This window comes from Parafrankia sp. Ea1.12 (assembly GCF_900465275.1).
Taxonomy (GTDB): domain Bacteria; phylum Actinomycetota; class Actinomycetes; order Frankiales; family Frankiaceae; genus Parafrankia; species Parafrankia soli.
In genome coordinates, this window is the sequence record NZ_UBIZ01000322.1 from 44,634 (window position 1) to 70,631 (window position 25,998).

21 protein-coding genes are annotated in these 25,998 nt (G+C 68.6%); 9 read left to right on the forward strand and 12 right to left on the reverse strand.

Going from position 1 to position 25,998, the window contains the following annotated elements; translation table 11 throughout:
- Positions 1-205: 205 nt before the first annotated feature.
- The 8 genes from FMEAI12_RS17410 (at position 206) to FMEAI12_RS17440 (ending at position 7,892) form a co-directional block, all read left to right on the forward strand.
- Positions 206-991 (forward strand): energy-coupling factor ABC transporter permease, encoded by a 786-nt coding sequence (locus tag FMEAI12_RS17410; RefSeq protein WP_112106849.1) that lies wholly within the window; start codon positions 206-208, stop codon positions 989-991.
- Complete coding sequence (locus FMEAI12_RS17415) at positions 988-1,416, forward strand: PDGLE domain-containing protein (protein WP_112106850.1); 429 nt, start codon at positions 988-990, stop codon at positions 1,414-1,416. The genes FMEAI12_RS17410 and FMEAI12_RS17415 overlap by 4 nt, the downstream gene beginning before the upstream one ends.
- Positions 1,417-1,440: 24 nt before the next feature.
- On the forward strand, positions 1,441-2,223 hold the full coding sequence (gene cbiQ, locus FMEAI12_RS17420) for a cobalt ECF transporter T component CbiQ (protein ID WP_112106851.1): 783 nt from the start codon (positions 1,441-1,443) through the stop codon (positions 2,221-2,223).
- The gene (locus FMEAI12_RS17425) at positions 2,220-3,014 is read left to right on the forward strand and encodes an energy-coupling factor ABC transporter ATP-binding protein (protein WP_112106852.1); all 795 of its coding nucleotides are present in this window, start codon (positions 2,220-2,222) and stop codon (positions 3,012-3,014) included. Before cbiQ ends, FMEAI12_RS17425 begins: the two co-directional genes overlap by 4 nt.
- Before the next feature lie 474 nt (positions 3,015-3,488).
- A complete protein-coding gene (locus tag FMEAI12_RS38290) occupies positions 3,489-4,139 on the forward strand; it encodes a class E sortase (protein WP_235014115.1) in 651 nt (216 codons plus the stop codon).
- 12 nt (positions 4,140-4,151) lie between these two features.
- Positions 4,152-4,310 (forward strand): hypothetical protein, encoded by a 159-nt coding sequence (locus FMEAI12_RS37210; protein ID WP_200835324.1) that lies wholly within the window; start codon positions 4,152-4,154, stop codon positions 4,308-4,310.
- Positions 4,311-4,941: 631 nt separating this feature from the next.
- Positions 4,942-6,951, forward strand: coding sequence for a bifunctional diguanylate cyclase/phosphodiesterase (locus tag FMEAI12_RS17435; protein ID WP_235014117.1), 2,010 nt, complete (start codon positions 4,942-4,944; stop codon positions 6,949-6,951).
- Between the two features lie 257 nt (positions 6,952-7,208).
- Positions 7,209-7,892, forward strand: a complete 684-nt coding sequence (locus FMEAI12_RS17440) for a protein tyrosine phosphatase (protein ID WP_112106853.1) — start codon at positions 7,209-7,211, stop codon at positions 7,890-7,892.
- 137 nt (positions 7,893-8,029) lie between these two features.
- Here FMEAI12_RS17440 and FMEAI12_RS17445 read toward each other — a convergent pair whose 3' ends face one another.
- A complete protein-coding gene (locus FMEAI12_RS17445; protein ID WP_235014119.1) occupies positions 8,030-9,205 on the reverse strand; it encodes a glycosyltransferase family 4 protein in 1,176 nt (391 codons plus the stop codon).
- Between the two features lie 576 nt (positions 9,206-9,781).
- Here FMEAI12_RS17445 and FMEAI12_RS17450 point away from each other — a divergent pair.
- Positions 9,782-10,621, forward strand: coding sequence for a methyltransferase domain-containing protein (locus tag FMEAI12_RS17450; protein WP_160144288.1), 840 nt, complete (start codon positions 9,782-9,784; stop codon positions 10,619-10,621).
- Positions 10,622-10,801: 180 nt separating this feature from the next.
- Here the strand turns inward: FMEAI12_RS17450 and FMEAI12_RS17455 are convergent, their stop codons facing one another.
- The 11 genes from FMEAI12_RS17455 to FMEAI12_RS17505 form a co-directional block, all read right to left on the reverse strand.
- Positions 10,802-12,025, reverse strand: a complete 1,224-nt coding sequence (locus FMEAI12_RS17455; protein ID WP_112106855.1) for a glycosyltransferase family 4 protein — start codon at positions 12,023-12,025, stop codon at positions 10,802-10,804.
- 366 nt (positions 12,026-12,391) lie between these two features.
- Complete coding sequence (locus tag FMEAI12_RS17460) at positions 12,392-13,765, reverse strand: hypothetical protein (RefSeq protein WP_146776720.1); 1,374 nt, start codon at positions 13,763-13,765, stop codon at positions 12,392-12,394.
- A 285-nt stretch (positions 13,766-14,050) separates the two neighbouring features.
- Positions 14,051-15,046: a glycosyltransferase gene (locus FMEAI12_RS17465; protein ID WP_160144289.1), complete on the reverse strand. Its 996-nt coding sequence runs from the start codon at positions 15,044-15,046 to the stop codon at positions 14,051-14,053.
- A 19-nt stretch (positions 15,047-15,065) separates the two neighbouring features.
- Complete coding sequence (locus FMEAI12_RS17470; RefSeq protein ID WP_112106858.1) at positions 15,066-16,409, reverse strand: oligosaccharide flippase family protein; 1,344 nt, start codon at positions 16,407-16,409, stop codon at positions 15,066-15,068.
- 165 nt (positions 16,410-16,574) lie between these two features.
- Positions 16,575-17,402, reverse strand: a complete 828-nt coding sequence (locus FMEAI12_RS17475; protein WP_112106859.1) for a bifunctional 2-polyprenyl-6-hydroxyphenol methylase/3-demethylubiquinol 3-O-methyltransferase UbiG — start codon at positions 17,400-17,402, stop codon at positions 16,575-16,577.
- Positions 17,395-19,389, reverse strand: coding sequence for a heparinase II/III family protein (locus FMEAI12_RS17480; RefSeq protein WP_112106860.1), 1,995 nt, complete (start codon positions 19,387-19,389; stop codon positions 17,395-17,397). The genes FMEAI12_RS17475 and FMEAI12_RS17480 overlap by 8 nt, the downstream gene beginning before the upstream one ends.
- Positions 19,386-20,381, reverse strand: coding sequence for a glycosyltransferase (locus FMEAI12_RS17485; RefSeq protein WP_235014121.1), 996 nt, complete (start codon positions 20,379-20,381; stop codon positions 19,386-19,388). Before FMEAI12_RS17485 ends, FMEAI12_RS17480 begins: the two co-directional genes overlap by 4 nt.
- On the reverse strand, positions 20,378-21,301 hold the full coding sequence (locus tag FMEAI12_RS17490) for an NAD(P)H-binding protein (RefSeq protein ID WP_112106861.1): 924 nt from the start codon (positions 21,299-21,301) through the stop codon (positions 20,378-20,380). Before FMEAI12_RS17490 ends, FMEAI12_RS17485 begins: the two co-directional genes overlap by 4 nt.
- Complete coding sequence (locus tag FMEAI12_RS17495; RefSeq protein WP_160144290.1) at positions 21,298-22,719, reverse strand: asparagine synthase-related protein; 1,422 nt, start codon at positions 22,717-22,719, stop codon at positions 21,298-21,300. The genes FMEAI12_RS17490 and FMEAI12_RS17495 overlap by 4 nt, the downstream gene beginning before the upstream one ends.
- A gap of 364 nt (positions 22,720-23,083) precedes the next feature.
- Positions 23,084-24,538, reverse strand: a complete 1,455-nt coding sequence (locus FMEAI12_RS17500; RefSeq protein ID WP_235014123.1) for a glycosyltransferase family 4 protein — start codon at positions 24,536-24,538, stop codon at positions 23,084-23,086.
- 161 nt (positions 24,539-24,699) lie between these two features.
- On the reverse strand, positions 24,700-25,914 hold the full coding sequence (locus tag FMEAI12_RS17505; RefSeq protein ID WP_112106863.1) for a glycosyltransferase family 4 protein: 1,215 nt from the start codon (positions 25,912-25,914) through the stop codon (positions 24,700-24,702).
- Positions 25,915-25,998: the final 84 nt, after the last annotated feature.

Sequence of the window (25,998 nt, forward strand, 5' to 3'; positions counted from 1 at the left end):
TATTACTTATGGTGATAGCATGGATGCATATAGTAACAACCTATGGAGCTACGTTACTTAAAGTGTTTAAGAATTCACCTTCGGGGCGTCGAATTTTCCGGGAACAGCTGTTTCTCCTGCAAGTGATTCGCAGCTGCGTATCCTTAGCAGCTGTGGGCCGGTCGGGCATCGCCGCCTGCCCGGACGCCTTGACGGAGGGGGGATCATGCATATCCCGGACGGATTCATGGACGCGCCGACGTCGGTGGCGTTCGGCGTGGTCGCGATCGCGGGCGTCGGTTACGCCGTGAAGCGCGCAGGCGAGGAGAGCTCGGACCAGGTGGTGCCGCTCGCGGGACTGTGCTCCGCCTTCGTCTTCGCGGCTCAGATGCTCAACTTCCCCGTCGCCATGGGGACCAGCGGCCATCTGCTCGGTGGTGCGCTGGCGGCCGTTCTGGTCGGGCCGTGGCTGGGCGCGATCGCCCTGGCCGTGGTGCTCGGCGTCCAGTCGCTGTTCGCCGACGGAGGCCTGACGGCGCTCGGACTCAACATCACGAACATGGCGGTGGTGGGCGCGCTCGGCGGCTACGTCCTCTTCTGGCTGGTGCGACGACTCCTTCCGCCGCACGCGCCGTCGGTGGTGGCCGCGTCCGCGGTGGCCGCGTTCCTCACCGTGCCCCTCGCCGCGGGAGCTTTCGTGATCGAGTTCGCCATCGGCGGGACGGTCGACCTGCCGCTGAGCGGCGTGGCTGGCGCAGTGCTCGGAGTTCACCTGCTGATCGGGATCGGCGAAGCCGTGATCACCGCGGCGACCGTGAGTCTGGTCATGAGTACTCGGCCCGACCTGGTGTACGGGGCGCGAGATCTGCGCGGAACGCAGCGGCTGGAGATCCGGCGGCCGGTGCTCGCGGCGCCGAGGAGCACCCCGGCGGCCGCGACGACCGAAACGGCCATGACCGAAGCCGCGGCGGCGCCCGCCGCGGGCGGCTGGGGACGAGGGGAGCGAGCGTGAACTCGTTGGACGAAGCCGGTCAGGTGCAGGCGGCGCCGCCCCCGGCTGCCACCCGCAGCCGGAGCAGGATCTTCCTGGTTGTGGGCCTGTTCGTTGCCTTCGTGCTCGCCGGGTTCGTGTCCGGCTACGCCAGCTCCAGCCCGGACGGCCTGGAGAAGGTCGCCGAGGAGAAGGGATTCCTGGACCAGGCGGAGCACCACTCGTTCGCCGACTGGCCGCTCGCGGACTACGCCGTGTCCGGGATCGACAACGAGCGTCTCGCCGGCGGTGTCGCCGGGATCATCGGAGTGTCGATCGCCTTCGTCGTCGGTGGCGTCCTCGTCCTCGGCGTCGTGCGGCTGCGGCCGCGTGCCTCCGAGCGACGGCCGCCGCTCGCGGACGGGCAGGGGACCGGTGGCGGAGCCGGAACCGCCCCGGCCGCCTGACCGCCGCCGAGAGGTAACCGCGTCATGGGCGGTGCGCACATCCTCGACCCGTACCGGCCGGGCCACACGATCCCGCACCGACTGCCTGCTCAGTGCAAGATCGTGGCCGCGTTCGGCTATGTAGTCTGCATAGTGATCACGCCGATCGCGGCCGGCTGGGCGTTCGCGGCGCACCTGTTCGTCGTGGTCGGGCTGTGCGCGGTCGCCCGCCTCCCACCGCTGCTCGTCCTGCGCAGGCTCGCCGTCGAGCTGCCGTTCGTGGCGTTCGCGGTCGCGCTGCCCTTCGTCGTGCCGGGAGAGCGGATCGACGTCGTGGGCGTCGCGCTCTCCCGACCAGGCCTGGAGCAGGCATTCGGCCTGCTTGCGAGGGCTACGCTCGGTCTGATGACGGTCATCGTGCTCGCCGCCACCACACCCGTCCGGGAGCTGCTCGTCGGCCTGGAGCGGCTGCGGCTGCCCCCGGTGATCATTGCCGTCGCCTCCTTCATGATCCGGTACGCCGGCGTGGTGATCGACCAGATGCACCGGATGGGCGTGGCTCGCCGTTCGCGCGGGTACGAGCCTCGCTCGCTGCTCGCGACCCGGGCGCTGGCCGCGTCCCTCGGTACCCTGTTCATCCGCTCGTACGAGCGGGGGGAGCGGGTCCACCTGGCGATGCTGGCGCGCGGCTACACCGGCGTGCTGCCCGGTACTCTCCCCGGGTCGGCTCCGCGGTGGGTCGAGTGGGCGGTCGCGTTCGGCGTGATCGCCGTGGGTGCCGCGATCGCGGTGGCAGGCTGGAGCGTCGATTTGGGCGTGTATTCGTGATCGTTTCCGAGATCCCCGCGACACCGGGCGGACCGGTCGTCGAGATCGAGGGGCTGGCCTTCGCGTATCCGGACGGCCGCCAGGTACTCTTCGGCGTCGACCTCATGATCGCTCGCGGCGAGCGGATCGCCGTACTGGGGCCGAACGGCGCGGGCAAGACGACGCTGATGCTGCATCTCAACGGAATCCTGACCGCCGGGTCCGGGACGGTGCGCATCGACGGCGCGCCGGTGGCCGGCGGAAACATGCGGGAGATCCGCCGGCGTGTCGGCCTGGTGTTCCAGGATCCCGACGACCAGCTCTTCATGCCCACGGTCGGCCAGGACGTCGCCTTCGGCCCGGCGAACCTCGGCCTGCGCGGGGCGGAACTCGCCGGGCGGGTCAGCGAGGCGTTGTCGGCGGTCGGTCTGCGCGACCACGCGGACCGGGCACCCCACCATCTCAGCCTGGGCGAACGGCGCCGGGCGGCGGTGGCCACGGTGCTCGCCATGCGGCCCGACGTCCTCGTCCTCGACGAACCGTCCGCGAATCTCGATCCGGCGGGGCGGCGGGAGCTCGCCGAGGTCCTCACCGGCCTGGACCTCACCCTGGTCATGGTGACGCACGATCTTCCCTATGCGCTGCAGCTCTGCCCACGTTCGGTCATTCTGGACGGTGGAGTGATCGCCGCGGACGGCTCGACGCAGGCCCTGCTCTGCGACGCGGAGCTGATGGCCGCCCATCGTCTCGAGTTGCCGTTCGGCTTCGAGCCTCGCCGAACCATAACTGGAAGTGGTTGCGGCGTGCCTTAGAGTGACGGTATGGATGGTGCGTCGAGGGCTTCAGAAGATGAAGACGGTCCACGGACCCTCCTGCCGGCGCCGGACCCGCCCACGGACCTGCCGCCTGCCGACGCGCCTACGGAGTTGCCGCCTGCCGACGCGGCGACCGAACTTCCGGTGTCGGAGCCGGCGACGGATCGCCGGCACCTGGCTGATTCGCTGACGGATCTGCCTGTCCAGCCCGGAGCCGAACGTCCTCCGGCTCCGCCGTCGCCGACCGCGGATCCGCACCTGGGGGAGCCGGCGCATCGGGGGGCGCGGGCGGCGCCCGGAGGGCCTGGCCGAAGCCGGGGCGCTCGGCGGCCCGGGCTGGTCCGCCACACCCCCTGGTCACGGCGGGTCCAGCCCGATCGAGCGGACGGCCGGAGACGCCGGCGTAACCCGGTGGCGGGGCTGGCGGATCGGCCGGTTGGCGGTCGGGTCTCCCGGGGCCTTGGCGAAGTCATGATCACAGTGGGTCTGGTGGTGGTGCTCTTCCTCGCCTACCAGCTGTGGATCACCGACATATTCGCGGCCAGGACGCAGGACCGGCTCCGAAGCGACCTGACCACGGCGTGGTCTCGACAACCGCATCCTCCCGCGCCCGGCGAAGAGACGAAACCGCGACCGGTCGTGCCGCCCGTCGAACTGGGTGAGGGAGTCGCGGTACTGCGGATCCCCCGCTTCGGAGCCGACTACGCACCCGTCATCGTGGAAGGTGTGTCGGCGGCGGCGCTACGCCGCGGACCTGGACATTTCCCGGGTACTGCCATGCCGGGCGACGTGGGGAACTTCGTCGTCTCCGGCCACCGCACCACGTACGGAAAGCCGTTCAGCCGGTTGGACGAGCTGAGAGCGGGCGATCCGCTCGTGGTGGAGGTGGCGGACCGGTATTTCACCTACCGGGTCACCGGCTCGGAGGTCGTGGATCCCCATCGGCTGGACGTGACCTACCCGGTTCCAGAACATGCCGGAGTCGCGCCCACCAGCGCATTGATGACACTCACCACCTGCCATCCACGGTTCTCGGCGCGGAGTCGACTCATCGTCTTCACCCAGCTCGACGAGACCACAGACAAGTCCGACGGACCGCCTCGTGCGCTTGCTGACAAGTAGAAGGAAACGAGAATGTACAGCTGGATCTACCGGCACCTGCCGGGGCCGGCACGGGTGCGGATCCCGCTCGCGGTGCTCCTCGTGCTGTTGGCCGTCACCTTCCTGTTGCTGGTGGTGTTCCCGGCGGTCGAGCCACATCTGCCCGCTACGAGAGTAACGGTCAGCGACTAGGCGTGGCGAGTGGCGCGAGCGTTGCCTCTTGTGGCACGGCGACTCGTCCGACAGTCCTTCGCCTCCGACAGACCACATGCAGACCACGTCGTGCCATTGTCACGCTGTTCGTCCGTCCAACGATCGCCGCTAATCGGGAAATCGTTCGGTAGCGCGTTCCACCGGAGAAGCATGCGGGGTAGGTTCGGCTCCCGCCGGTCCGGAAATCCCCGGGCGTCGGATAACCTGCCAACTCGTGCGCGTTACGCTCGCACACCGCAGGGACGAACGAACCGGGCGCAAGGGGCCCGCCCTGGTGGCGGGCAAAGCGCGGGGGCGTCCGTTCCACGACGGAGCAGGTTCGACTTCGGGGGCAAAATCGTATGGTCAGGCTAGTTTGTTCTTTGATCGGTTCGGTGGGTGCGGGCCGATGGTGACGTCATTGCATGTGAGTCGGGCCGTCCGGCATCTCGCCATGCCGATGGCCCGGCGGTGCCAGATATCGCCCGATTTGGCCGCCTACAACGGTTCTGTGGCGTGTAACGGTCCGGGTGTGCGCGGCGGTGTTGCAGCGGGCGGCGGAGAGGAGCCGCTGGATGATCCGACGGTCGTTCCCGCCATGGCGCAGTCGCCGACCGCCGGACCCTCTCCGATGGTCCTGGGACTGGCGCCCTGGGCCGGCGTCGTCGCGTCCGCGGCCGTGGTCCTTCTCGTGGCGGTCGTGTCCTGGTGGGCGGCGATCAAGATGCTGGCCCCCTCCGGAGCGATCACCGCATCGGTGGCGATGGCCGCGGTGGCGTGCCTGCCCCTGTTCGGGATGGGTAACCGGATGGTCGCGCCGATCCGTCGCCGCTGGCACAGCTCGGACGAGCTGACCGGTCTGCCCGGTCGCCGCCATTTCGTCGAGACCGCATCCCGCTGGCTCGGGGGTGGTCACCGAGCCCGGGGCTCGGTGTCGGCGGCGCTCATACTGATCGATCTCGACCGCCTCCGGGACATCAACGGAACCCTCGGCCACGAACACGGTGACCGCATGCTGGCCACCGTCAGCGCCCGGCTGCGTTCCGTGCTGCGCCCCACCGACCTGCTCGCGCGGGTCGACGGCGACGAGTTCGCGGCGCTGCTGCGGGACGTCGACCTCGCCGGCGCCGAGGCCGTGGCCCGGCGGATCCGGGATGCGCTGAGGGTCCCCGTCAGCCTGGACGACCTGCGCGTCCAGGCGGACGCCAGCGTCGGCATCGCCCACGCCCCCGAGCACGGGCGCGGCATCCTGGAGCTCATGCGGCGGGCGGAGGAGGCGATGTACGCGGCCAAGGGGGCCCACACCGGCCAGCGTGTCTACGACCCTGCCTGCCAGCTCGGCAACCGTGCCCAGCTGGGGTTGCGGGCCGATCTGCGGGAGGCGCTGGACGAAGGCCAGATCGAACTCCGCTACCAGCCCAAGGCCGATATGCGCAGCGGCCGGATCAGCGGTGTCGAGGCTCTCGTGCGATGGCGCCATCCCACCGGCGGGCTCCGCCCGCCGAACATGTTCCTGCCCGAGATGGAACGCGCCGGCCTGATGGGGCGCCTGACCCAGCGGGTCCTCGACATCGCCCTCGCCGACTGCGCCCGCTGGCACGCGGCCGGGGCCGCCCTGGCCGTGTCGGTGAACGTGCCCGCCTCGGTCATCGTCGACCACGGATTCGTGAAGCTGGTGCGCGGTGTGCTGGCGCGCCACGGCCTGCCGGCGTCGGCGCTGGTGGTCGAGATCACCGAGGACGGGCTCATCACGGTCCTGGAGCAGGCACAGCGGACTCTCTGCGGTCTGCGTGACCACGGAGTGCGGGTCAGCCTCGACGACTACGGCACAGGCCTGTGCTCACTCGCCTACCTGCGGGAGCTTCCTGCGGACGAGGTGAAGCTCGACCAGCGGTTCCTGCGTGACATCGATCGTGATTCCTCGGCGGCGGAGATCGTCCGGTCCACGGTCGCGCTCGCGCACGCCCTCCGGCTTCGGATCGTCGCGGAGGGGGTCGAGACGTCGCGTTCGTGGGCGTCGCTCGCGGCCTGGCAGTGCGACGAGGTCCAGGGATACTTCGTCTCCCGCCCGCTCGTCGGAGAGCGGGTGCTGAGCTGGCTGCGGGAATGGGGTGACCGGCTCCGGTGGCTGCCTTCTGCGGCGGATCCCGCTCCGACCGGCCCGATCAGTGTCACCGCCGCCTCGCGCGTCGCCCGCGCGAACCCGGCGGGCACTGACAGGAGCACCCGGTCTTTTCCACCCTCGTCGGGAACTATCCCCGCGGTGCCGGCTGTGGCCGCCTCGCCGACGAACTCGGCCCCACCGCCGACCCCGGCGTCGTCCATCCCGCCGACTTGCTCCCCGGCGGTCACGGGGCCGGTGCCGCTGACGGACGCGCGGACCGTTCCCGTCTCGCTCACGAGAACGGTCGGGCCTTCGAATCGGGTGGCGACGGCATCGATGATCGCTTCGGGCGGGGCTGACAGCGCTGGTTCGGCGTCCGGCGACGAGGAGCCGAACCAGCCCGAACATCTTCTGCGTGCCATGCCAGACGAAAGTCCGGGCCCGTGGTCGATGGGATTCCGCGCGTCGCAGCACGCCGATGTCCGGAGCCGACGACTGTCCGGTCAGCTCATGCGTGACGGGCGTCTGACCGGGTAGGCGAGCGTCCAGCACCGCAATCGGCCGGGTCCAGATTGCCGATCATCCGGCCCGCCGTTCGGCGCTGCACTCCCAGGCAGGGGAAGCCGTCAACGACACGGCTGCCGACCGATGCTGTAAGGCCTGGCGCAACAATGCGAGCACCTATAGTAGTTCCCTGGGGTCTCACAGTAGTTCCACGGTCGCGATCTTGGTCGCATGGCGCGATTTCGTGTGCTGTACGCAAGCACCGGCAGAAGCAAGGATGGGGCCGCGTGATGGTCGGGCGTTCGGACGGCGTGTCGGAGCGGGAACGCTGGTCGGTCCTCATGGTCTGCACGGGCAACATCTGCCGCTCGCCGATGGCGGAGCGCCTCGCCCTGGCTCGCCTGACCCGGCTCGCGGGGCAGGCGGGCCTGTCAGGTGCGTCGGAACCGGCGGCGAGCGTCAGCAGCGCGGGAGTCCGTGCGCGGGTCGGCGAGCCCATGGACACGCATGCGGCGACCGTGCTGGCCGAGCGGGGAGCGGACTTCGTCGGATTCCGTTCCCGCCAAGTGACTTCCGTGATCGTGGACCAGGCGGACCTCGTGCTCTGTGCGACGCGGGCCCATCGGGCCGAGGTCGTCAGGCTCGCACCGCGCACCGTCCGGCGAGCCTTCACGCTGCGTGAGTTTGCGCGCCTGATCGATACGGTCGAGTCGGAGCGCGTCGAATCGTCGGTCGCCGAGCTCGCTGCCCACGACCGGCGCGGACGTCTCCGGGCGGCGGGAAGGACGCTCGTCATGGCCGGGGCGGCCGCTCGTGGCGTGCTTCCTCCGGCCGCTCCGGAGGATGACGATCTTGTGGATCCGGTGGGCTGCGACCTCGATGCCTTCCGTGCGTGCGCGGAAGCCATCGAGGCTGCTCTCCAGCCACCGACCCGCCTGCTCGGCGTCCTGCTGGGGACCGTGGCCGCCCGTTGACGGTAGGCGACTCCTGGCCACCGCGCTGGTCGCGCTCACGTTCATCGAGAGCGCCCACAGGAGGCGAGCTGACGCCGCGGTCAGGGGTGCCTCCACATCAACCGGATGGTTCAACGTGTCGAGGAAGCGAGGTCAGGTCAGCGCGGGGAGGCGATGCGGCCGCCTCCACCTCCCCCGGTTGACCGGGTCGGCCGTACATCGCCCCGCCGGCGCGGAATGACCGGCCCGCTCGTGGTCTGAGGAGCGACGGCGGTCAGTGTGGTCATCACCAGCCGGGTGTAGCTCGCCGGATCCGTCGTCGCCTGCGCCCAGTCCGTGGCGCGGTGGCCCATACGCGCCAGACAGGCGCGGTCGGCGAACATGCCGCAGAGGATTTCGGTCAGCGCCTCTGGAGACTCATCGGGCGGGGTCCGGCCAGTCAGGCCCTCGAGGTAGGCGTCGCGCGAACCGCCGGATGCGGGTCCGATCACGGCGCAGCCGGCGAGCTGCGCTTCCATCAACACGATCCCGTATCCCTCACCGCTGGCCGGAGGATCTGTTCGGGTGCACAGTGCGAACACGTCGGCGGCCGCGTACAGCCTGGCCAGCGCGGCGTCGTCTGGAGACTCGTGCAGATCGATGTACTCGTGGGCGGCGACGAGCTCATGCAGGGCTCCGGGCGCGGGCCCCTTCCCCGCGACCACCAGCCGTACCGGTCCGGCTGTCATGCGGGCGGCCGTCACGGCCTTCACGAGTTCAGGGAACCCCTTGGCCTTCCAGACTCCAAGCCTGAAAACGCTCAGTACTGTGGGAACAGCAGACGGCGGGCGCTGTCGGGATCCCTCGGCGAGCAGCATGTCCCGCCACGCCCGCGGTATTCCGGGTGGAAGGATCTTCGCCGTTCCGACCGGAACCAGGCCTCCGGCGCTGTAGGAACTGACCGCTACCGGATACAGAAGTGGATCGCGTCTAATGATCCGAAGAAGTGCCCGCCTGCGTCCCCAGATGTCGATGCCGTGGAACACGACGGGCACCCGGTGGGCTCCGGCCAGTCGTGCCGCCAGGCACGCGACCGGCGCAAGACTGACATGCCCGACAACGATGCTGTCGACTCGGCCCGGCCGGGATATGGACGCCAGCGTCCGCAGGATGTAGCGGGCCTGGCTGTGCACCGTGTGCGACGTGGATGCGTCGAGCAGGTCGAAGCGCCGGATGTCCGCTCCACCGGCACGCAGATGGTCCTCGACGGTGCCCAGGTAGCGCTCGATCCCCCCACCCAGACCCCGGGATGGCGCCAGCAGCACCACCCGCGGCGGGCGTGTGCCAGGTTCCACGGTGGACTTCCGGCCTCTCAAGATGGTCACGGAAGGTAATGGTAAGGGTGCTGTAGGCGATCGTCTGTCTCCGGTGAGCGTGTCCACGATTCGCTGGGGGGATGCCACCCGGCCTGGTGACCCGGCCTGGTGACCCGAGCCGGTTGGAGTGGGCGCCGGGCCAGCCGTAGCCGGTGAGTCGTTCTCGCTCGGTATGCGGACTACCGGCTTGCCAACACGGGCGTCGGATGTTCCTATGGCTGCCTGCGACCGACACCGACCGGCTTACCCGGTTGGAGCCTGCTTCCGGGAAACTCGGTGACGTAAGTCCGATCCCGGAATTGTCTGGGAAGAAAACTGCATGCCATCGACTCAACCGGGGCGAACCGGCGAGCGAATTCTCCGTGTCCCGTGTCGTGGCTGCTCGCGTGCCCCGGTACTGGTCAAACATCGATTACGCTGCCATCTGTAGGTGGCGACACGCGGGTACCTCACTCTTCTGCCTTCCTGTTGTGTGGGCAGCGATTTCAAGCGCCGCGATGGCCGTGAGTGGTATGTCGGGGGTTCCTAGTCCCGGCATGCGAGATGGGAGACGACATGTCGTACACGTGGTCGTCGCCGACTGACGTTGTCGGCGATCCGGGTGACGGAGTGGGGCCGGAAACCCAGCCGTCCAATCGAACCGATCTCTATTTTGCCGAGGTCGCGGACACGTGGGTCGACAGATACACCCGGAACCCCTCCTTCCAAGAACGTCTGCGAGCGGTCGCGGGTGCAATCGAACCGGTATTGGTGAGGTCTTCTTCCGCATGGGTTCTGGACTTCGGCGGAGGACCGGGGGTGTTCAGCACGCTGTGCGCCGGTCGGGCGGCTTTCGTGCTGAACCTCGAGCCCTCGGTGGACATGCTGTGGGCCGGGGTCCGCAGCGCCGGTGTGATGGCCTCGGCGGTCCGACAGGCCACCGGCGCGGATCCGGGAGAGGTGCACAGCGTCGCCGGTTCGCTGGAGGTACTCGGGCCGAAGGCGAGAGGGCGGTTCGATCTGGTTCTGGCGATCGCGGTACTGGAGTACCTAGAAGATCCGTCCGGCGCGGTCCGGTGCCTGGGTGAACTGCTCCGCCCGGGAGGCACGATGGTCCTCACCGTGCCGCGGGCCCGTTCGTTGGTACGCCGTGGAGAGCGCGCGCTCGCACCAGTGCTGGAGAGAGCCGGACGGCTGGTCGGCTGGCGGCAGGTCCGAGACCGGTCGTACACGAGCCTTCGGCCACACAGGGATGACGTGCCGTGGGTCGAAGGTTTCAGCGCGGCCGACGGGGGCGATGGCTTTCAGGTGGAGTTCAGACAGGATTTGGCGTTGGCCGGCACCTGGCCGAAATCGTTGGCTCGACCTAACGAGATCATTGTCGCGCGGAAGGCCGTTCCAGTGGATGCCATCTGATCGTTGACCTGCCGCGGAGGTTACGTGCGGCATCGGCTCGGTCCAGCGCCTGAATCAACATGGGAATCACACGCGGGACGTCGCCGGGAGCTGCTCCATGGAGCTGGTCTGGCTGACAGGCAAGACCCGCGACCCCTTCCGTCTCATAACGGAAGGAATTCCCCTGACCCACCGTACGGACTACTGTGCGCCCGCCGCCCGGACGGAGGCGACGGCCCGAAGGAAGCCGGCTATCGACGCCTCGAGGTCGATCTCTGGGATGATCTTCTCTGATTCCATTGCCATCCTTGTCAACTCCTCAGGACGGCGCCGCAGATCGTCGAGGATTCGCGCAAGGCCGTGGACGTCTCCCGCCGCATGGATCCGGCCGTTGAGTCCAGGCCGGACATCGTCGGTCGGCCCGACCGAGCCCACGAGATCGGTGGTGACCACTGGAAGCCCGCACAGCACGGCTTCCTTGACCGCCACCGGATGCGCGTGCAGTTCGGCCGGGTGGAGGTAGACGTCCGCGGCCATGTAGAGCCGGGGGAGATCCCGCTCCTGGTTGACGAACCCGACCAGTTTCAATTTTCCGTCCAGATCGGCGGCGGCTGCCTCGAGCGCTGGCCGCAGCACGCCGTCGCCAGCCAGGATCGCGACGACGTCCCGGTTGTCCGGTGTTCGGGCCAGCACCCGGATGGCGTCGGCGATGTCAAGCGGCCGTTTTCTGGCCACCAGTTTCCCGGCGAACAGCGCGACGAGCGCATTTTCCGGAATACCGAGTTCAGCCCGCACCGCGGCTCGAAGGTCGGCTCGTTTCAGCCGGGCTTCTCGCAGGATCTCGTTGTCCGTCGGCAGCGGTGTCCGGAACATGCGGAACCGTGGGACGCCGTAGTGCGCCAGGTAGGCCTCGTTGAGGTCACCAATTGTGAGGAAGCCGCTGATCGATCTGAAGAGGGCGGGCAGGGTGATACGTTTGCCGGCCTGGACCGGCAGCGACCGCGTGTGGAGCAGCTCGCTGTCGCTGAACATGAGCGACGGCACGCCCCGTCGACTGCACCAGGCCAGCGCCGCGATCGCGTAGGCACGGCCGTACCCGTGCACCAGCACGCAGTCAGGCTGCAGGCGGTCGAGACGCCGCACGAGCTTGCGAACGGCCTGCTGACATGGGCGCGGGTGTTTCCAGTCCGGGCCGACCTCGAGGTCTGCGACGAACTCGTGGGAATAGCCGGAGGTTACTGCGGAGCCCCATTGGATCTCGACGCCGAAGTTGGGATCCAGGTATTGATCGAGGCCGGCCCGGGACATGAACAGGACCCGCAGGTCGACGTCCCGTTCGGCCAGGGCCGAGTAGAAGGGCGCGAAGTGTTGAATCGGGTTGGAAAGTACAACCGCAACCCTCGCTGCGGCAGGCGGCAGTGCCATCTGGGCTGAACTCCTCACGGTAGCCGGTGGTGGTAGGAAGCCATAAGGTTCGCGACCCGGAGAGGAGTACCTTGTCACGCTTGGTTATCGGGAACCAGTACTGCATAACGCGTGTCGAGTCCGAAGTTGACCAGGGATTTTCCTGGCTCGTTACATTCGGCGGTGGTGCGTCGGGGGTGGCGTAGCCCCTGGACCGGAGTCGTGGCCGACCAGGCGCAATGTACCCCCTGCGCGCTACACGGACCGACTGAGACACATTGGGGCCGCGATATCCGACGTCGCCAGAGATGATTGCGAACCGCGACCGCGACCGCGACCGTGACCCGCGGCGTGGATGGCCGAGTCACGGTGCTGCTCCGGTCGGGTTTACACCCGGGGGCTCTGGTGGCTGAGCGATCTCACCGTACTCGACGGAGCAGCCTTCGGGGATGCGATGGCCGACGCGTCCGTTGGTGGAGCGGGGTGTGTGGTGGCGGTGGAAGAAGCCTTGGGGCGGAATGCGAACCGACAGACCAGGGAAGCTGTGAGAAGGGTGAGAGGCAAACCCGCAATCACGCTTGTGAGGGCGGCCTCCGCCTTGATGAACTGGAGGAAGAAGGGGAAGTAGATGATCACAAGTCGGAGATCGTGCCGTGGATGCAGAGTGCGGTCGACAAGTCGGATCATCGCTCCGATGACGAACATCCCGACGAGCAGGACGAGGGGACCGCCGTGCTGGTAGAGATCAGCGACAGGTGGTATGGCGGCGCTGGTGTAGACACCGGGGCCGGTGCCCAGATAGACCCGCGCGAATTCTGCGCCGGAGCTGACGACCGGCTTCGAGGACCAGATGATCCGGGGGATCAGCCCCAGTACCGGCGCGTACAGGTAGTCGGACGGGGGGTGGTAGGCGTACTGGGTCGGTGTCGTCTGGACCACCACGGCGAAGTTGTCGATCTGGCGGGTCCGGTCCGACATGAGATCGACGGTGTCCCTGAATCGGCTGCCCGCATCCCGGGTGAGAGTGTCCTCCAGAATCTCCGGTGCCTGCCTGAAGGCGTCCGAGGGCGTCAGCGTGTAGTCGGCGCTCCGCGAGTTCTCCCGGTATGCCTGGATGAAGGGCACGACGCCTATGATGAACACCACAAGGGCGGCTGAGGTGACCTTCCAGGGGAAGCGGCCACGGACGGCGAGCACCATCGCAGGCGCAAGCACGGCGAGAATGAAATGCTGCTTGCCGCCGGCGAGGCTGCCGAGCACCACCTGAGCCGCAGTCAGCGTGATCATGGTCACCCGCGAAGCGGTCGTCCGCTGTTGGGTGAATGCGATGGCCGCGACTATCAGTGCATAGTTTCCGCACTGGACCATGACATTGACGAGCTGGCCGGTCGACGCTGGGTTGGTGAGTAGCTGGGACGGATCCCCAACATAGCCGAACCTACCACCGGTCAGCTGGACGAGGCGCCCCAGAACGGAGATTCCGAACAGGATCCAGGGGGTGCTCGCTCCGCGGACTCTGGTCTCGTCGGCCTGAACTGCGCCGCTGGCGATCCGCCGGCCGAGACGGGTCATGAGCCGCCCTGGACCGACAAGGTAACCCAGAAGCCACGCGATCACCGCCGCATGCAGGAACAGCAGCGTCAGGAGCACGCTCTCCTGCGTGATGCGGGCGTTGGTGCCTTCCTGTTGGTTCCGCCAGGCCAGGGACGTCAGGCCGAAACCGATTCCGAACCAGACCAGATACCAGCTTCCGGCGTGCATCGAGCCGAGTCCCAGGGACCGGTTCCGCCGTGACCCGACCACGACCAGGCCGCCGACGGAAAGAAGCATCAGGCTCACGCAGCGAAGGGTTATCCGGTCCGGGACCGTCGTCGGGCGCACGCCCTCGACCAGAAGCAGCACTCCCGACGCGAGGACAGCTGTCGCCCCGAGTGGCCAGGACCAGGATCCGGGGAAGCGTGTGGCGGCGGACCTTTCCACGGGCCATCCAGCGACTGTCGGCGCCCGGCTCGGCGACGGATGCATTGACCGTCTGGCTGATGTCATTCAGATCAGGATCTCAAGGAGTCGGGCAAGACGCTTGTCGTAGGTGTGATCGGCATGCGCCCGGGCGGTCGCGGCGTCACCCAGAGCGTGTGCGGCCTCAGGCGTGTTCGCCAGCATCTTGATATGGGCGAGCAACTCGTCGAAATCGTGAAAGGACAGTACCTCGTAGTCGGGGCGGAACAGGTTTGGGACTTCACGCCGATGCTCGGTCAGCACCGCCGCGCCGCAGCCGGCCGCTTCGAACAGCCGGGAGTTCACCCCGTCAATCTCCGCGGGGTGCATGCTGTTCAGAACTCCCGCCGCCCTGCGGAAGACTCGTGCCTTCTCGGTGCGGGCGATGTATCTCCCGGTGTGCGCCATGCGGATACGCCCGTCGGTGATCCAGCGTGGTATGGGCTGGCCGTAGATCCGCAGGGGGACCTGATGGTCGAGGAGCAGTGAGAGAAGCCGGGCCCGCGTACCATAAATGTTTCCCGCTACCACGATGTGGCCCGCGGCCTCACAGGGACCGTCGTCCGCGTCGCTCGCTACACGGTGCCATGCCGGGTTGCACCCCTGGGGGAGATAGTGCATCGGGAGGCGCAGCATCCGAGAAAGCTTGTCGACGAGAGTGGGCTCTTTTGAGAAGATCGCGTCAAACGGTATCGAAGCTACCGAGGTCGGTAGGTTGGAGACGGCGTCGGGATACCAGAGGCAGACCTTCGCCCCGGATCGGCGTATCGTGGTGACAGTGGATGGAAAAAGCCATGCCTGAACACTGATCACTGCGTCGAGCTCGAGTTCTGCCGCTTTCCTCGCGAGTCGTCGCTGGGTGAATTCGAGCGTCGCTGGAAATGCTTGGGTGAGCAAGTTGACGCCGCGATGTACGTTTTTTCTTCGACTGCTGTAGCGGGCTGGTCCAAGGTGGTGGGCGGAGGCTCCGAGGGTCTCCAGTCCCATGGCGATGTTCTCGGCGAAGCTGTCCTGGTAGACAGGACCGATGATACCTACCCGCATCGCTGCTCCATCCTTCTTGTCAGTTCGGAGTTTGATCCGCCCGCATGGGCGCGGTCCGCGGGTTGGCAGAGCGGACCCGGGCTCGCAGCCGTCCAGCCAGCGCCGCCGGCCTGGCGTTCGTCTGGCGGACCACGGTCTGGAGCAGCAGTAGGAACGCAACCCCATAGGCGACCGACGACGCGACCGCGGCGCCCATCACTCCCATTATCGGCGGGAGAAGGACATTCAGGCTGATGGTGAGGACGAGCGCTATGCCCTCGGCTCGGGCGACGGAACTCGACCGGTCGAAACCCCGCAAAATGTCGCCCATCACCTTGTTGGTGCCGTATACCGCGGCACCTGGGGCGAGAGCGAACAGCAGCGGAGCTACATTGTCGAAGGATGGCCCTAGAACTGTCTCGACCAGGAGGGAGGTGATTCCGCACACGGCGAGTGAAGCGACGACCCCGATGCTCATACTGCCGAGGAGCGCGGTTGTCAGAACGCCCTGGCCTACGACGGATTTCCGGTCCCGGGCCGCCGCGATCCTGGGCATCGCGACAGTGCCGAACGCTGCCGTGACGGGTTGGGGGAGCAGACTGAGCGACACCGCGACGGCATAGTTCCCCAGCGCGGCCGGCGGCACCATCAGGGTGAGGATCAGCTGGTCGAGCCGCGCGTTGAACAGGTAGGGAACCCGGGAGGTCCAGTTCACCAGTCCATAGCGCATCGTCGGGGCCACCAGTCGGCGGTTGAAGCGCCCGTCTCCGGGTATCCGATTCCGGCGTAGGAGCCAGCCGGCGACGCACTGGACGAGGATTGAGCTGATCAGCGCGAGCGTCATGCCCAGGATGTGCGCCTGGCCGAGAACGGCCACCAAGGCCACCGCGATCGCGTAGCAGACCGGCTGCACCAGGGACGTCAGATTCCAGGCTCGTACGTCGGTCGCCTGCAGGGATGACGCCCACACTCCACCGAGAAAAATCAACGGTTCTACGGCAAACGCGAGCCGGAGCGCTGTGACGCCCTCCTCCGGATGCCCGTGCATGATCAGCGGGGCGGCAAAGTACCCAACGGTACCCGCGAGGACGCCGCAGAAGAAGATCAACCATGCGCCGGTTCGCACGATGTCCGCGGCCTGATCTCGCAGCCTCGCGGTGTAGAAGCAGACGGATGTGGTGATGCCACATTCCAGCAGGGCGGCCGTGGACATCGTGTAGACAACGACTGCGGCGAATGTTCCCCGGTCGGCGCTGCCCAGAAAGCGAGCGGCGCAGAGTCCGGTGATCGTGCCCACCGCGGCGCGGACGATCCCGGTACCGGCCGTCTGCCTGACCGCGCGAAGGTATGTCGGCTGGCCCGCGTGATGTCTGCCCGGACTCATATGCCGGCCGCCCGCCGATGCGGCGGACCGATGGTGCCGGAAAGGAACGTTCTCATGCTGGTGTTGGTCCGTTCCATCTGCGACGGCCAGGGAGCGGAGCTATCGAGCTTCGACTACTGGAAGTAGTTTAGTGTGTGCCGACTGTAGCTTCCGGGCGTCTCGGCTTCACTGTGGCGCGTGGGCGACCGCGAGAATGTTGCGCGTCACGATCCGTCCGTGGCGGTAGCCGCCCTCGGCGGCGAGCGCGAGCGTGATCAGTCCGCTGACTCCCTGCCAGATCAGCCATCGGGCGGCGCTCGCTGCTCCGTGCACCACAGGCCGGCACGGATAGATCTGCACATTCGTGAAGCCGGTGGTGACGAGCGCCTGCCGGAAGCTGCCTGGCGTGAAGAAGGTCTCGTGCGTGAGATCGCCGAAGACGACGCCTCCGCCGAGTGGGCTCGCCGCGTTCGGCACTCGAGCGATCAGCGTTCCGCCGGGATGCAGCGCGATGGCGGCAAGATCGAGGATGTCGAGGACTTCCTGGCGCACGAGATGCTCGAGTACGTCCAGCGCCGTGATTACTTGGAACCCCTCCGGTGACGTCTCGAGTGCTGTCCGGATGTCGCGTTGTTCGACTCCCGTGACGCCGTTGTGGCGCGCGATCGAGACCTGTTCCGCACTGACATCCACGCCGCGGGCGTGGCGGTAGCCGTGACGTTGCATCTCTGCCACCAGGTGACCCTGGCCGCAGCCGAGGTCCAGAATGGAGGCTCGGCGGTCGGCTGGCAGGTGCGCGGCGATGTCCCGACCGAACAGCAGCCGTGTGGCTTCTGCTCCCCCGGTTCCCGCATGGGTGGACGCGTACCGGGCGTACATGCGGTCCAGGTCGGTTGTGCGACCTCTCCGCTGGCGCGGTGTCGACGGTTGCGCGGCGGGCGGGGCGTCGGCGTGCGTCGCGGCGCGCGTGGTCGCCGACCGCGAGTCGACGGCGGTGCTCAGGGAGTCAGGCATCGTTTTCTCCTGGCGTTTCCGGCCGGTCGCCGGATTGCGCCGTTCTGATCGCGTCCGGCGGCTCGGCGGTGATCTCTGTTCGCACGTGAACGGGAAGCGTGCTGGTGACGAGATAGATCGCCGTCGTCGCCGGCGAGGCTGTCTGCCATCCCGTTGCGCGGTGACGGGTGACGAGCGACCAGGTTCCGTCTCCCGCGGCACGTACTCGCAACGTCCGTGCCGGGACGGTGGGCATGCGGACGTCCAGGATGCCCGGGGATCCGCCGACCGACGGTCGGCTCACCTCGAACCCGGGCGGGAAATGGAGGAACACGCGCACGTGGTGCACGCCGGCACCGGTGACCTTGTCGTCGACACGCAGTCCGGACTGGGTCAGTGTCCATCGCCGGGTATGGGTGGGCCGACCGGGGAGATGCCGGAATCCGTCATGCGACGCGGTCATGTCGACACCGGCCGAAGTGCAGGCGACCTCGGACAGGCGCGGGCGGGCCCGCCGACCGACCCGGAAGGCTCCCCACGTCTCGCTTGAGTCCGTGTCGTCCACGGTCACGGTCGAGTGCGCCGCGGAGCCGCGTTCCGCGTCCCGGGTCGGTCCGCGGTCGTAAGTGGATGTGCCGGTGTCCACCAGCACGGCAACGTCTCCGTGCCAGAGGAGGAACGACAGGGTGTCCGCGTGGGCGTGCGCCGGCAGGTCGTCGGGACAGACGACACCGACGTCCGCGAGCACATGCCAGGGGCCCGCCGTCATCGTGACGAGGCCGGTGTCGGCCAGCAGGATGGACCGAGCCGCCGATCGAGCCGCCGCCGCGGCTGCCGGTCGGGTCTCCTCCCGTGCGACCGGGGGGCCTGCGGACTCCGGAGAGCGGGTTCGCTGAGACCTGGGCTCAGGGACCTCGTCGCCCGCCGGGGTCGAGCCCCGCAGAAGCTCGTCGAGTACCCCGGGGCCTGGTGGGTACCCGTCGTTGAGTAGCGGCAGGGCTCCGTCGGGTCCCATCACCGTGGCCAGCCAGGCCCGCATGGAGGCTGTCGCCGCAGGTAGTCCGGCGGGAACAGGGATGTCCGCGGCGGACAGGAGACCGATGACATCGTCGAGGTCGGCCAGCACCTGGCAGTGGTAGGCCGGTGCTCTCTCGTAGTGGCCGCCGTCGGTGAGGATCTGCCGGTCGATCTCGACCATCAGCCTGTCCAGCCACCGGCGACCGTCGGCGCGGTCGCGTGCCGCGACCGCCAGCCCGAGGAGTGCTTTGAGGTTCTTGAGCAGGTGGTTGCCGCCTACGTCGGTCTCGCGGTTCGCACGCAGGAACGAGCGGTGAAGTCCCAGGTCATGGCGGATCGTGTCGCCAACCGGCGTCCCATACGCGAGGCGCGGCCCGAGGGCACACAATGTCCACGCGCGCAGCGACACGACGTACGGTGACCAGGACACCCCCCTGCCTGGCCGGTCTGTGGCCCGCCAGGAGCGGTAGAGCCGCGTGAACATCTCGCTGCCCCAGGACGGGTCGCCTGCTCGGGCGAGGTTCCAGGCCCAGTCCCAGTAGTGCAGGTGGTAGCGCCAGAGCAGTGGCGCGTCGGCCTGCTCCCAGTCCGCGGCTTCGGGACCCGCCTCCGCCGGAAACAGCACCCGGGAGTGGCCGAGGAGCGAGAGGCGACCGTGGCGGATCTCCGTCACGCCGGCTTCCGTCACGCCGGATTCCGGTGGCGGGATCCTGCCGTCGAAGGGCACGAAGGCGGCCGGCCAGCCGCCCCCGACCTCTTCGCGCGCAGGCGTGACCACGATGGGGATGCGTGTGAGGACGGCCCGCCGGCCGCGGAGCCGGACGCGGGCCACCACCTGGCCGGCGCGCAGGTGCCGAACAGTCCGCAGGTAGCGCCCGACCGGGGCGGTGACGCCTGTGCCGCCCGATCCTGGAGCGATACCTTCGGGGCGCGGCCCGGCAGGCGCGGGCACGCACCCGGGTACGGCGGGCTCACGGTCCAGGAGAGTCATCGGTCGGCGCGCCCGAGAAGCCAGTCGAAGTACCGGCCCGGGTCGAACGGGTTCGCAGCCTCCCGCTCGAGCTTCGCGCTCAGAGCCGCCTGCAGGGCCGCCGCCATCGACTCGACCTCCTGGCGTTCGTATCCGATGAGGCTGGGCCCGGCGACCTCCCGGTTCTGGGCCGTGTCCCGGGCGACGACTGGCACGCCTGCCACACGTGCCTCGGCGAGTGGATAGCCGAACGACTCGATCCGGGTCGGGTAGAGAACGGCCTGGCTGCTGCGCTGGAAGGCCTCCAGCCGTTCAGGGGACAGCCTGCCCGCGAACCGCAGGTGCCGGCAGTCCAGGATTCCCTCGCCGGCGGCCTCCTTGACCGAGGCTGTGACGACGATCGTGACCTCGGTGCCGAGGTGGGCCTCGACCAGGTCCGCCGCGTGGTCCGCGGTACGTAGCACGTCCCCCATTGCCTTGAACCGTTCGAACACCACGGGGCACAGCAGCTGACCGGGTGTTCGTTCGTGCGCGGGCACCGGTGGCGGTGCGGTCAGCGGGTGCGGCCGCACCACCAGCCGTGTCGACAGCGAGGGGCACGCAGTACGGACCCGATCTGCCATGTGGTTGGTGGGCACCACGATGGCGTCGGCGCGTGCGGCACACGCGCGAACGACACGGGCGTCGACGCGGATGCCAACCGGAAGGCCCCCCGGGATGCCGCGCACATCATCGGGGGCCAGGAAGTGCAGCACATTGCGAAGGAGGACCCGGCGTTCACGGCCGGTGCGGAGGAAGGCCACGTTGTTCAGCGCCACCGCGCGCTCGTACCGCCCCGGACGCTCCCTGCGCACGACCCACGTGGGCGTCAGTCGCCGGTCCCGCCCGATCACCCGGATCCCGTGGGACGGTCGTGCCCGCAGATACGAGTCCAGTTCCCGCAGGAGGCGCAGCGCTCCGCCCATGCGCGCGCCGGCACAGTCGACGAGGACCCCGTCCCCCGCGGTCGTCACGGCGACACCCAGGTCGTCTCGGCCGGCCGGGCTGCCCGGCGACGTCCGCGCGCTCCCAGGAGCACTGCCTCGGCGCGGATGCCCTCGACGAACGACCGGGGCGCGAATCCGAGGTCCCGGCGGGCCGCACCGATGTCGAACGCCTTGTCCTCGACGAGGCGGGCGATCTGTTCGGCCTTCAGCCGGGGACGGGCGGCCCGCTTCTCATAGCTCCCGACGAGTGCCCGCACCGGTGACACCGGTACCGGGACGCAGAGCACCCGGCGACCGACGGCGGCGCCGGCCGCCGCGACGATCTCCCGGAACGTCAGGCTCTCGGGTCCCGCGGCGTCGTAGCAGCGACCGACGGCGATCTCGGCGTCCGCGGCCCGCAGGATCAGCGCGGCGAGATCGTCGACATGCACGGGTTGCTGGAGTTGATCTCCCCCGCCGGGTACCGGCAGCACCGGGCAGCGGCGCAGCAATGTCAGCAGCCGGGCCATGTTGCGGTCGTCCGGAGCGCCGTAGATCATGGTCGGTCGGATGATCGTCCAGTGCAGATCGCTGGTGCGGATGGTGTTCTCAGCGGCGGTGCGCACCGCCTTGGAGGGGGGATCCAGGGTGGTGAAGATGCCGGTGGTGGAGATGAACAGGGCGCGGTGCAGCCCCGCGGCCCTGGCGGCGGCAACGAGCATCCCCGCATGGCCGAACCCGAGGGACGCTATGTTGAGCAGCGTGCGGCCGGCCGCGGCGCGGAAGGCATGGTCGATCGACCGTGGGTCGGCCAGGTCGCCGGGAACCGGGGTCGCGCCCAGGTCCCGAAGCAGGTGGGCCGAGCGAGGACTTCGCGCGAGCGCGCTGACCTCGTGACCCGCCCTGACCGCCTGCTCCACCACCCGCCGGCCGAGAAATCCGCTCCCGCCGGTCACGAAGAGGTTCATCGGGCTGTCACCACCTGCGACACCCCCGCGGGCGCTCCGTCTGCCGCGGACCTTGCCCGCGGGTCTGCGCACCCGGACCCAACGCGGGTCTCCCGCGCGACCGGCTCGACATGCGCCAGCGTGAGCAGCAGGTCGATCGCCTGAGGAACCCGATCCCGAACTATCGCTTCGCGCTGCCGCCTGGTGGTGAAGGCGTCGAGGGAGGACTCCTCGATGATGCGTTCGTGCACCCGCTTGTCCTGCACGACTCCCGCGAACGCGTTGTAGCTGACGACGGGCGGCTTCCTGCGCAGCCAGTATCCGGCGGGCGCTCGGCGGTACATCACCGGCTCGAAGGGGGTCGGATATTCCAGGAGCCGGGGGAGGTTCCGCTCGATGACGAGGCGGTGGAAGTTGCAGCCCATGCGTTCGACGCGGGGCATCCGGGCGGCGGCACGAATCCAGCGGCTGTCGAGGAAGGGAGAGACGGTCGGGATGTTCGTCCGGTAAAGAGCCAGCCCGTTGCCGTGGAAGTGCCTGACCCGCTGCACGGAGAAGAACCGATCGAGGTGCGCCAGCCCGTCGCCGGGGCCCTCGACGAGGCGCGCGATCTCGTCAGCCAGTCGCAGCGAGTCGCGGGGGCTGTCGGTCAGCAGCGGGAGATAGCGCGCGAACCGTCTCCGCCGCCACTCGGTACGCGCCGCGAAGAACGCTCGGACGAACGCGTCGCCGCCCCGCCCGAGCGTTCGCGCGAGGGCGCCCCGGTTGCAGTAGGGGGTACGCACGAGCTCGCCGTTGGTCCCGACGACATGGGGAGTCGCTCCGTAGGCGCGTGCGCCGACCGTGTAAAGGTAGGTGTGCCAGTTCGCGGCCGTCTTGGTGCCGCCGGTGATCCGTACGATCCGCGCGGCGTGGGTGAGATAATCCGCCGGGTTCAGCTCGATCGTGTGATGGGGAATCCCGAGATCCCGGGCGATACGCGTCGCGATCACCTGGTCGGTGCTGTCCGGAGCACCCATCGTCAGTGCCTGCGGCGAGGACCCGACCGCGATCGCGCGTCCCAGCAGCAGGCGGGAGTCGAAGCCGCCGCTCAGCGAGATCAGCGGATGGTCTCCTGTGAGCTCGTCCAGGACCTCGTGGAGGACGTCGCTCACGTCCAGCGGGCTCAGTGCGGGCTCCTGGGGCAGGGTGTCCCAGAACGACGATCGGTTGATGGTCATCCGGCCGTGCGCGAAGCGGATGACTGCGGCGTTCGGGACCCGCCTGACGTCCGGATGCAGTGTGTCCTCGCCCGTCGGGTGTCCCAGCAGAGTCAGCTGGCGAACCGCTCGCTGATTCCATCTCCATGGCAGGCCCGCCTGTCTGACCAGGGAGAACACGTCCTGGCCGTGGAGGAGGCGGCCGTCCTTGACCACGTAGTAGTAAGGATGGGCTGACACTGCGGAAGTGATGATCATCTCTGTCGGGGCTTGCGGACCGTCCTGCCCTGGGGCAGGCTGAGCCTTCGCGCCCGACGCCGGATGATCCGGAGCGCAGCGGGCTGTCACCACGAAGTCACCCGGGATGTCCGTCGGGGAGATACCCCTGAGAACCGCTGTCAGGATGCGATCGGGCGACCAGGCCGAGTACCCGATGAGTTCCGGGTCGCCGGTCCTGCTTGGGGGTGCGGGGTCTCTGGCGGCCATGTCGTCTTTCGGATCGGGCCGGTGTGATCGCGGCGGGGTACGGAACTGAGCCTGGTGCTGGACCACGGATCTCGGCGAGGTGTGCCTTGACGAGCCGCCAAAATATCACCCTGAGTGGTCAACGATTGCGCATCGTAGTTGAAGGGCGTGTCATCTGGGGACCCACCCGCGTGCGGGAGACCTGGGGTGGAACCGAGCCCGGCCGCCCGCCGGCATCGGGCAGCAGGCTGAGGATCAGGTCGCGGTAGCGGCGTGCCAGCACCTCCCGATCAAAGTGAGCCTCGACGTGCGCACGCCCGGCGCGTCCCATCGCCGCGCGGCGGTCTGGGTCTCCAGCCATCTCGATGACCGCGTCCGCCAGCGCGATGGCGTTCTCCGGCGGCACCACCCGCGCGCCCGCATCCATCAGGATGCGGGCTGCCTCGCCGCGGACCGACCCGATGACCGGGCGACCGGCCGCGAGCATCTCGAACATCTTCGACGGGATGAACGTCTCGAACAGCGGCACGTCGCGCAGCGGAACCAGGCAGATGTCGGCCGCCGCGAGGAGGCCGGGCACCTCGTCGCGGCGCACCCCGGGCAGCAGCGTTGTGTTGGTCAGCCCGAGCTGGGCGACATGCGCGGCCAGCCGCCGTTTGTCCGCGCCTTCCCCGACGAAGGCGAAACGCACCGGTACTCCCCGCTCCGCCACCACAGCCGCGGCGTCCGCGATCGTGGTAAGTCCCTGGGAAATGCCGTGCGCACCCAGGTAAAGCACCACAACGTCGTCAGGCCCGGCACCCAGCCGCTCGCGCAGGCCGGCGGGCGCGGCCACCCCCGGCCGAAAGCGGGCCAGGTCCACTCCGTTCGGGATCGTGTGCACCTTGGCGGCCGGGATGCCGCGCCGCGTGATGTCCGCACGGAAACCCTCGGTGACCGTGACCACGGCGTCCGCGGCGTGGTAGGCAGCCAGTTCCAGCCGCTCCAGCGCTGCGATGATCCGTGGGCTGGTGATGACACCGAGCTGGACGAAGATGGCCGGCCACAGGTCACGGACCTCGACGACGAGCCGTGCCCGTCGGAGCCGGGCCAGGATCCAGGCAGATCCGAGGGAGAAGAAGGTGGGGGACGAGACCACCACCACGTCCGCCGGTCCGGCCGCGCGTGCGCCGAACACCACCGAGCTGGCCATGAAGGAAAGATGGCCGAGCGTCTTGCGGACCACCCCTTCGTTCGGGGTCGCGTACAGCCAGGTCCGCACGATCCGGTAGCCGTCGCCCTGCTCCAGCCTGCGCACGACCCGCCGGTACGCCTCCGGCACTATGCCGGTGGGATGGTTCGGAATGCCGGTGAGGACCGTGACGTCCAGTCCGTCGGCCGTCCACGCGCGTGCGGTCTCGGAGAGCCGGGCCTGCGGCGCACCGGTCTCGGGTGGGAAGTAGTGGGTCACGAGCAGCACCCGCGGCGCCCGGCCGCGTGCGGGCCCACCCGTCTGTGCGTGGCCGGGGCCGCCGCGTACGGTCGGAGAATCGACGGGTGCGGCCCGGGACGGCACGATGATGCGGCGCGGAATTCTGAAGGAGTCACGTGGCACTACGTCAACCTCTCACCGTTCCGACGGCCTGGGCGAAATCGCTCCGTAGCAATTCTGATCGTATTCCTGCCGTGACCGTGAATCGGAGAGGCCGCTTGCGTGTCGCCCCTTGGTGATCTGGTGCGGCGTTTCCGCCGGCGATAAGATCCGGAATCTGGTTTTCAGGTCGGTCGGGCGCTCTGGGCGGGCTCGGTGGAATCGGTGCTGAGCCGAGGATCGTCCGTCTGCCGCTGATGTGGCAGAACGAGTCCGCCCGTACCGTTCTCCGGCGGTGTGATGTCTACCGGTGTGGTATGGGCGAGCGTGATAGACGTGGTCTTGGCGAGCACTGGATCCGCCGCCCGTCCGATGCGGGCGCGCGAGCGGGTGAACCCGACGATTCGAGGCGCGTTCGAGTAACCCACGATCAGCGCCAGCAGCGCGAGGTCGGCCGCGACGCGGACACCTGTGCCGCCCCGTGCGGCGAGGAGCCCGAGGCCCGACATCACCGTGACGAGGCAGGCGACCGTCACCGTAACCCGGGTGTGCGTCCATCCGACATCGGTGAGCTGCTGGTAAATGTGAGTCCGATGGGGGAGATACCAGCGCTCCCCTCGCCGGACCCGGCGGATGAGGGTGATGCCGGTATCGGTCAGGTAGAGCAGCAGCGGCGCCACCGCCGCGTCCGGAGGGAGGCCCGATACGACGCCCTGCAGCGCGAGTACGGCAAGGCAGGCCCCCAGGGTGTAGCTGCCGACGTCGCCGAGAAAAATGCGCGCCCGGGGGAAGTTGAAAGGACCGAACCCGATCGCGGCGCCGGTGATGACCGCCCCGCCCGCGACCAAAGAGGGCATGTCGTGCATACGGCCGACGACGCTGAAGGCCAGGCCGGCGATCGCGGCCTGTGCGGCCGAAATGCCGTTGATCCCGTCCATGAAGTTGAAGGCATTGACGAAACCCGTCACCCACAGCGGGCCGACCAGCGCCGCGACCAGCAGGAGCGGTGCCGGTGGGTCGGCGTCGAGGGTCACGCTGATCAGGAGCACGGTGGAGACCGCAAGGCTGGCGAGCACCTGCAACGCCAGCCGGCGCAGGGGGGTGATGCCACCCACGTCGCCGCCGATGTCCTCGGCGAGGCCGATGAGGCCGAACAGAGTCACCCCGACGGTCATCGGGAGCAGGTCGGGTGCGTTGGCTCGGCCGCTGGTGACCACGAGGACCAGGACGCCGGCGAACAGGCCGAGAGCGACCGCGACCCCGCCACCGCGCGGCGTCGGCACCTGATGTGAGGAACGTTCGTTGACGTCGTCAATGGCGGCCAGACGTCGCATGGCGACGAGCACGGCCGGTGTGGCCGCGAGGGTTACCAGCAACGCCGCCGCTCCCGCTCCGACCATGTCGCTCCCTCGGGGCTTGGCCCGTGAGACGACCCGGCCGGCGCGTGACGCCGGCGAAGACAGGTCGCTCACAGGTGGGTCTGG